This window comes from Francisella sp. SYW-2 (assembly GCF_008711475.1).
GTDB classification, from domain to species: domain Bacteria; phylum Pseudomonadota; class Gammaproteobacteria; order Francisellales; family Francisellaceae; genus Francisella; species Francisella salimarina.
Genome location: NZ_VXKO01000047.1, coordinates 1 through 5,798 on the forward strand (window position 1 = coordinate 1; position 5,798 = coordinate 5,798).

Below are 5,798 nucleotides of genomic sequence, written 5' to 3' on the forward strand. Positions count from 1 at the left end.
AATGATTCTTCTAAACCTAAAAAGAAAAAATCCATAACTACTAAAAATATAAATATCTACGATATCTATATTTTACAAAAGTTCATAAGTTTAATGAAAGATTAAATCAACAGTCTTTTGGATTTTATAGCAATGATTTCTCCTTGTGTCTCAAAATATTCAATAAAACTACTAAGGAACTTAAAATATGAAAAAATTATCGTGTACAGAGTCTAAAAATAATAAAAATAAATTAGCCAAAGAGCAAAGAAAAGTATCTAAAAAGGTTAAGCTCTCTAGCAACTGGCACAAACAGAAAAAGAAGATAACACAACTATATTCAAAGATAGTTAATATGAGTAAATCAGCTAAAGGCACAATAGAACATAAGAGCAAAAATGTTAAGGCTAAATCTGGGCTTAATAAATCGATCTTAGACCAAGGCTGGTATGAGTTTGCTAGACAGTTTGAGTATAAGAGTACTTGGTATGGTGGCGAAGTCATCAGGGTAACCCCTAGATATACTAGTCAGACCTGTTCTAATTGTGGCTATAAAGATAGTGATAATAGACTATCTCAAGCTAAATTTTAGTGTAAAGCTTGTGGTCATAAAGAAAATACTGATATAAATGCAGCTAAAAATATATTAGTCGCTGGGCAAACGATGTTAGCCTGTGGAGTGGATACATTAGTAGCTACTAAGAAGCAGGAAGCAGTAGGAAATCGTGAGAGAATACTATCGTAGTCTATCTATGAATCCCCTTGCTTTAGCTGGGGGAGAATGTCAATCAGAAAATAGGCTATATAAAGGAAAACAATTTATTTCTAAATAGTTGCAACAATACCACATTCTATTAATAATAGATTTACTAGTATCTTGAATAATACAAAAAAACACTATTTTTTCAAAAAATGGAACTTTATTTAAATGATTGCATAGAGTGTTATAAAATTTCTTTTAGAAAGACTTTTGCATCTGCAAGTTCAGTAATACACCATTTATATAGAAATAATAAATTGGGTATTTATATTAAAGATAATAATGTTATTGGAGTTTTTTCAATAGATCAAAACAATTTTATTTGGGATTTTTGTATTAAAAAAGAATTCCAAGGTCAAGGTTATGGAAAGCGAATGTTAAATCTTATAAAAAATAATCATAATCATGACATGAAAAAACTAAAGCTGAAAGTATGGATGAATAATGAACGAGCTATCTCTCTATATATGGGAATGGGGTTTAATATTGTGAAAAAAATTCCTCATGGAAAAAAAACAATTCTTTTTTTAGAAAAAAATGTAACTAAAAGAAAATACGTAGTATTAAATAATGAACAGTTTTTCTATCCTACTGGCAATACCTCCATTTCGGATATTACTTAATATTAAAATTCTATTTACAATAACTTTTTATCATAATTCAAACATTATATAAATTACTAAATAATCAAATGGACAAAGAAACTTATCAAACATCTTATAAGAAGATATGTCAAGAAATATATTCAATATATAAAGATCACGAAGAATTTTTAAAATTTATTACTCTTCAGGAATTGCGTAATTTAGTAGATGGCGATGAAAATATTGTTAATTTATTAAGTATACGACATAAAAAATACGATGACTATTTATCAGATCAAAGAGAAAATGAGTTATTTGGTGGCAGTAGTGAAGAGGTGGTATTTAAATTTTGGGAAATTACAGAAGTAGAAGAAATTACAGAAGTAGAAGAAATTACAAACGATGAAGAACTCAACTTCGAAAGGTTGGAAGAGCTAATAGCTTATATTGAATTATTATTTAAGATGTTTTATGAAAAAATAGATGGTAAAAAAATAGTCCGACTTTATAGAGCTCAAGAAAAAAAACTAGGTTGGAACATAGACAATATTAAAGAAGTTTTTTCAGGTATAAGTAATAAAAGTGTTGAAAGTTTACTTATATCAATGCAAGTACTATATACTACTAATAATGTGTCATATCCTGCCAGAACTGAGGATTCAGGTATTAGCTTTGCTACGTTGGATACTGCTATATCTTACAAGAAAGAACGTTCATTTACTATATGGAAAAAAAATCCTGAAGACATGGAAATTTTAGCTGCTAATATTGATTTGGCTGATACCTCCATAGAAAAACCGAAGTTCTTTATGCTAGATAATGAAATTAACATTATAGATGTAAGTTGTATCACCAGTGCAATGGTGATTGCAGGAGAAGATATTTAGGTACTGCCGCAAATAATTGGGCTCTTTCCAAGAGCCTTTCCAAATAAGTGTGTAAATTCACCTACATAGACTTCTGAATTCTATCTTCAAATGCAATAGCGAAATAAGGTATAGTCTCACCACAGATAGTCAACAAAGCAGCTTCATTGGCTCCTGATTTTGCTACATTAACTCTCTTTGGTAAGTCAATGTCTAACAATAGTTTTCTTGAAGAATTTACGATCTGACTTTTCATCTCTTTTTTCAGATACCATAAATTTCAAAGTATCTCCATGCTTATCTATAGCTCTGTATAAATATATATCTTTGCCTTTGATCTTTAGGTAGGTTTCATCCATTTTCCAACTTATGTAACTACCATATTTTCTAAAACTATTACTAAATATTGATTCTAGTTCTTTGGAATATTTGGTAGCCCAACGATTGATTGTGCTATGATATACCTTAATTCCTCTCTCTTTCATAAGCTCTTCTACATGTCTGTAACTTAATGGATATGATAAATACCAGCGTAGGGCTTGGAGATTTAATAATCTCGAATAATGTCTGCCTGTGAAATCTAACATCCATAAGATGAACATGGATTTGTGATAAAGTTATAAACTAATTTATAGGCAATTAGTTTGAAATACTACCTTGATAGGTATATTTGTTATATAACACTATCTTTTGCCTAGAGTATTTTGCAATATATGTTTTCTTTTTTTTACAAAAAGAAATAATTGTTTAAATATAAAGAAATATTTTTTCAATATAATTTTCGAAATATATCAACCTGCTAATAAATATTGGATTAACATGGATAATAATCATATAAATTTTATACCTTATCATATTACCTATACAGATCATCAAGGAGAGAGAAATATATACTTCATAACTGTTGGTCAAAAACTTTACTCTTTTTATTCTACTTCCGGTAGGAATTCTCACTTACCTGCAGGGACATTAGTTCCATTTAAAGGTTTTGAGAACAAACCAAGGCCTAGAATTAGAAAAGCAGATACTTTGGAGCATTTTTCTTTTTGGGGTAATAAAGGTGATGAAGCAATTTCTGCTTTGTTAAAAGATTCTAGTTTAGAAGAAAAAGAGAAATATAGAGATCTTATCATTGATGTTAGAGAAAGATTTGGAGATAAATCTTTACAAATGGACCAATTTCTGAGGTTGGGATCTATAGAAGAAATATCTCTATCATATTTTTTTGATCCAGAAAACTATCTATATGATTCATCTATTCATGATGATTGTAGTTCTGATTCAGAATCAGACAGTTCAGAAGAGTTACAGCTACGCAAGATGATCATAGATAACGCGATTGTTAAAGATTATTCGCATAGCTTTAAATTAAATGATTCAGAACAGATATTATTTTTTGATAGAACAGATAACAAGTTATTTAAAAAAGGTATGATGCTAACAAATACACTTTTTGAAAGATTATCAGGTAGTCCTGTATCATGTTATGATATTCCTGAAAATCTCAAATTAAAACAAAAAAATTTTATAAAATTTTTATCTGTCACAAGCAATCTCACAGAACATGACTTAACTATAGAGCAACTTAGAGATATCTTTCAATCTGATAATTATATGGAGATTTTTGTATCTTTTATTATGGATGAAGATTATTTTCCTGATGTTGAGCACCCTATGGTGGATCTTTTTGAAGAAATACAGATGCTAGATCAAAGTAAATATAAAGAGATCATTTTAGAACATTTCAATAAACTTAACTCGGATATTATAGCAAGAGACTTATATGCTCCGCAAGGTAAATACTATATATATAAAGGTAAAGTACCTGAGGATTTTATAGAAAGGTTTTTTGAAATACGTAGACAAGTTAACGATCTAAAATAAGACCTCTTGCGAACTTTGACTAATTTAAAGAATTTTCTTCTGACCCCTATATAATTAATAATTCTTATATAGGTTCTGTGCACAAAAAATATAAATTGTATTGAAAATAGCTAAACTGTTGTTATTTAAAAGTTGAAAAGCAATAAATATCAAAGGTTTAGCAAAATTCATTATCATATAAAAGAAGTATTCTGGTCAAGTATTTTATTATTCTTAAAATCACAAAAAGGTATTCATACTAATGATGAAGCCAAATTAAGATTGTTTATTGAAGCTGTATTTTATGTGTTACGTACAGGCTGCCAATGGAGAATGTTACCATTTTATTATGGTAAATGTAGATCAATTGGAGGAGTAACTACCAAGATTCATGCTATGACTGATGCTTTAGGCAACCCAATGGAAATATTACTATCAGAAGGTAAAACTCATGATAGTAAAGTAGTTATAGACTTACTACAAAATGTATATAATACAAAAGTTATTGCTGACAGAGCATACCACTCTAATAAGATTAGGGAACATATTCAAAATATATCCTCTGAAGCTGTTATTCCTTCTAAATCAAATACTATAAATCCTATAGATTTTGATATTCAAATATACAAAGAAAGACATTTAATAGAGAATTTCTTTTCTAAAATTAAGCATTTTAGAAGAGTATTTTCCAGATTTGATAAAACCATTTCAGCATATTTAGGAATGATTAAACTAGCTTGTACTTTTATTTGGCTACGATGAATATTTATTTTTGTGCACAGAACCTATATAAACAACAAAAAAGTTTTAAGCCTTTTGAAACTAATAGAACAGCTAATTAAATATTGTAAAATAATATCAGCTTTAAAGCTTAGAACTTCTAATCAAAAAAATAACCGTCTATCTACAAAAGAATGTATTTCCATACTAGAAAATATAGGTGTTCAGATAAATAATGAGGTCATCAAAGCACCATTAGGATTACTCAAAAGAAGTACTATTGACAGACATCTACTAAATTTGGATTTAGATTATTATACTGTTAAGAATATAGAACCTGCTGTAACAAGGTTTGAAGCTCAATATAGTAATGAGTGTTGGCAGCTCGACTTTACCCCTTCAAATTTAAAACGGCTACCTTATGAATCACAAAGCTTATTTTTAGCCAATGTTGTTGATGATAAAAGTGGTGTGGTATTTAGTAAGAAAATACAAACAGATGGTGAAAATGCTATGACAGCTTTACTATTTCTATTTGAAGCAATGAGCAATAAAGATAATTCAAAAAATAATCGGCTTCAAGGTATTCCAAAATATATTTATACTGATAATGGTGCCTTTGCTAGAAGTAAAATATTCAAAAGAGTCTTACAATCATTAGGAATTCCGGTTCTGTCGCAAACTGTTAGAGTAGTTACAATTTTCCTAGAATCACAGTTCTCTAGATACAATTATGCAGCTATAGCATAAAACTGATCCCATATAGTCATCTTACCAGCATTAATATGCTGACCTTTTTTGATCATATTTACTAACTCATATCCAGCTATAGTAGATCCCATAGAGTCCCATGATTTGAATCCTAACATTGGCCGAGTCAACCTCTTTATATTTCTATGATCTTGTTCTATGAGATTATTCAAATACTTATTTTGTCTAATCTCTATACCATGAGTATACCAAATACCTAGCAAGAATAAGAAGATATTGATAGTGAGTAAAGCTGCTTCATTAGCTCCAGATTTA

9 protein-coding genes are annotated in these 5,798 nt (G+C 28.9%); 6 read left to right on the top strand and 3 right to left on the bottom strand.

The annotated features are described in order from the left end of the window. Positions 1–187 precede the first annotated feature (187 nt). The 3 genes from F3D57_RS09865 to F3D57_RS09875 all read left to right on the top strand — a co-directional run bounded on the left by F3D57_RS09865 (position 188) and on the right by F3D57_RS09875 (position 2,210). Positions 188–571, top strand: a complete 384-nt coding sequence (locus tag F3D57_RS09865; protein ID WP_150466128.1) for an RNA-guided endonuclease InsQ/TnpB family protein — start codon at positions 188–190, stop codon at positions 569–571. A 320-nt stretch (positions 572–891) separates the two neighbouring features. Continuing rightward, positions 892–1,362: a GNAT family N-acetyltransferase gene (locus F3D57_RS09870; protein WP_150466129.1), complete on the top strand. Its 471-nt coding sequence runs from the start codon at positions 892–894 to the stop codon at positions 1,360–1,362. Between the two features lie 68 nt (positions 1,363–1,430). Then, positions 1,431–2,210, top strand: coding sequence for a hypothetical protein (locus F3D57_RS09875; RefSeq protein ID WP_150466130.1), 780 nt, complete (start codon positions 1,431–1,433; stop codon positions 2,208–2,210). Positions 2,211–2,271: 61 nt separating this feature from the next. Here F3D57_RS09875 and F3D57_RS10280 read toward each other — a convergent pair whose 3' ends face one another. Both F3D57_RS10280 and F3D57_RS09880 read right to left on the bottom strand, forming a co-directional pair. After that, positions 2,272–2,409, bottom strand: coding sequence for a hypothetical protein (locus F3D57_RS10280; protein WP_191092389.1), 138 nt, complete (start codon positions 2,407–2,409; stop codon positions 2,272–2,274). Beyond that, positions 2,396–2,776 carry an IS6 family transposase gene (locus tag F3D57_RS09880; RefSeq protein WP_191092390.1) on the bottom strand — a complete coding sequence of 127 codons (381 nt, stop codon included), beginning with the start codon at positions 2,774–2,776 and terminating at the stop codon, positions 2,396–2,398. Before F3D57_RS09880 ends, F3D57_RS10280 begins: the two co-directional genes overlap by 14 nt. A 232-nt stretch (positions 2,777–3,008) precedes the next feature. Here F3D57_RS09880 and F3D57_RS09885 point away from each other — a divergent pair, with 232 nt between their 5' ends. From F3D57_RS09885 to F3D57_RS09895, 3 genes are all read left to right on the top strand, one after another. Continuing rightward, positions 3,009–4,073, top strand: a complete 1,065-nt coding sequence (locus F3D57_RS09885; RefSeq protein ID WP_150466132.1) for a hypothetical protein — start codon at positions 3,009–3,011, stop codon at positions 4,071–4,073. Positions 4,074–4,238: 165 nt separating this feature from the next. Next, positions 4,239–4,814, top strand: a complete 576-nt coding sequence (locus F3D57_RS09890; protein ID WP_150466134.1) for an IS5 family transposase — start codon at positions 4,239–4,241, stop codon at positions 4,812–4,814. A 54-nt stretch (positions 4,815–4,868) separates the two neighbouring features. Continuing rightward, a complete protein-coding gene (locus F3D57_RS09895) occupies positions 4,869–5,522 on the top strand; it encodes a hypothetical protein (RefSeq protein WP_191092391.1) in 654 nt (217 codons plus the stop codon). Here the strand turns inward: F3D57_RS09895 and F3D57_RS09900 are convergent. Beyond that, positions 5,504–5,798, bottom strand: a 295-nt coding sequence (locus tag F3D57_RS09900) for a transposase (protein WP_224728184.1), incomplete at its 5' end; no start/stop codon positions are given. The genes F3D57_RS09895 and F3D57_RS09900 overlap by 19 nt on opposite strands.

Coding starts and splice junctions, on each gene's coding strand:
- F3D57_RS09885 (WP_150466132.1), top strand. CDS start 3,009: ATGGATAATAATCATATAAATTTTATACCTTATCATATTACCTATACA.
- F3D57_RS09880 (WP_191092390.1), bottom strand. CDS start 2,776: ATGTTAGATTTCACAGGCAGACATTATTCGAGATTATTAAATCTCCAA.
- F3D57_RS09875 (WP_150466130.1), top strand. CDS start 1,431: ATGGACAAAGAAACTTATCAAACATCTTATAAGAAGATATGTCAAGAA.
- F3D57_RS09870 (WP_150466129.1), top strand. CDS start 892: ATGGAACTTTATTTAAATGATTGCATAGAGTGTTATAAAATTTCTTTT.
- F3D57_RS09865 (WP_150466128.1), top strand. CDS start 188: ATGAAAAAATTATCGTGTACAGAGTCTAAAAATAATAAAAATAAATTA.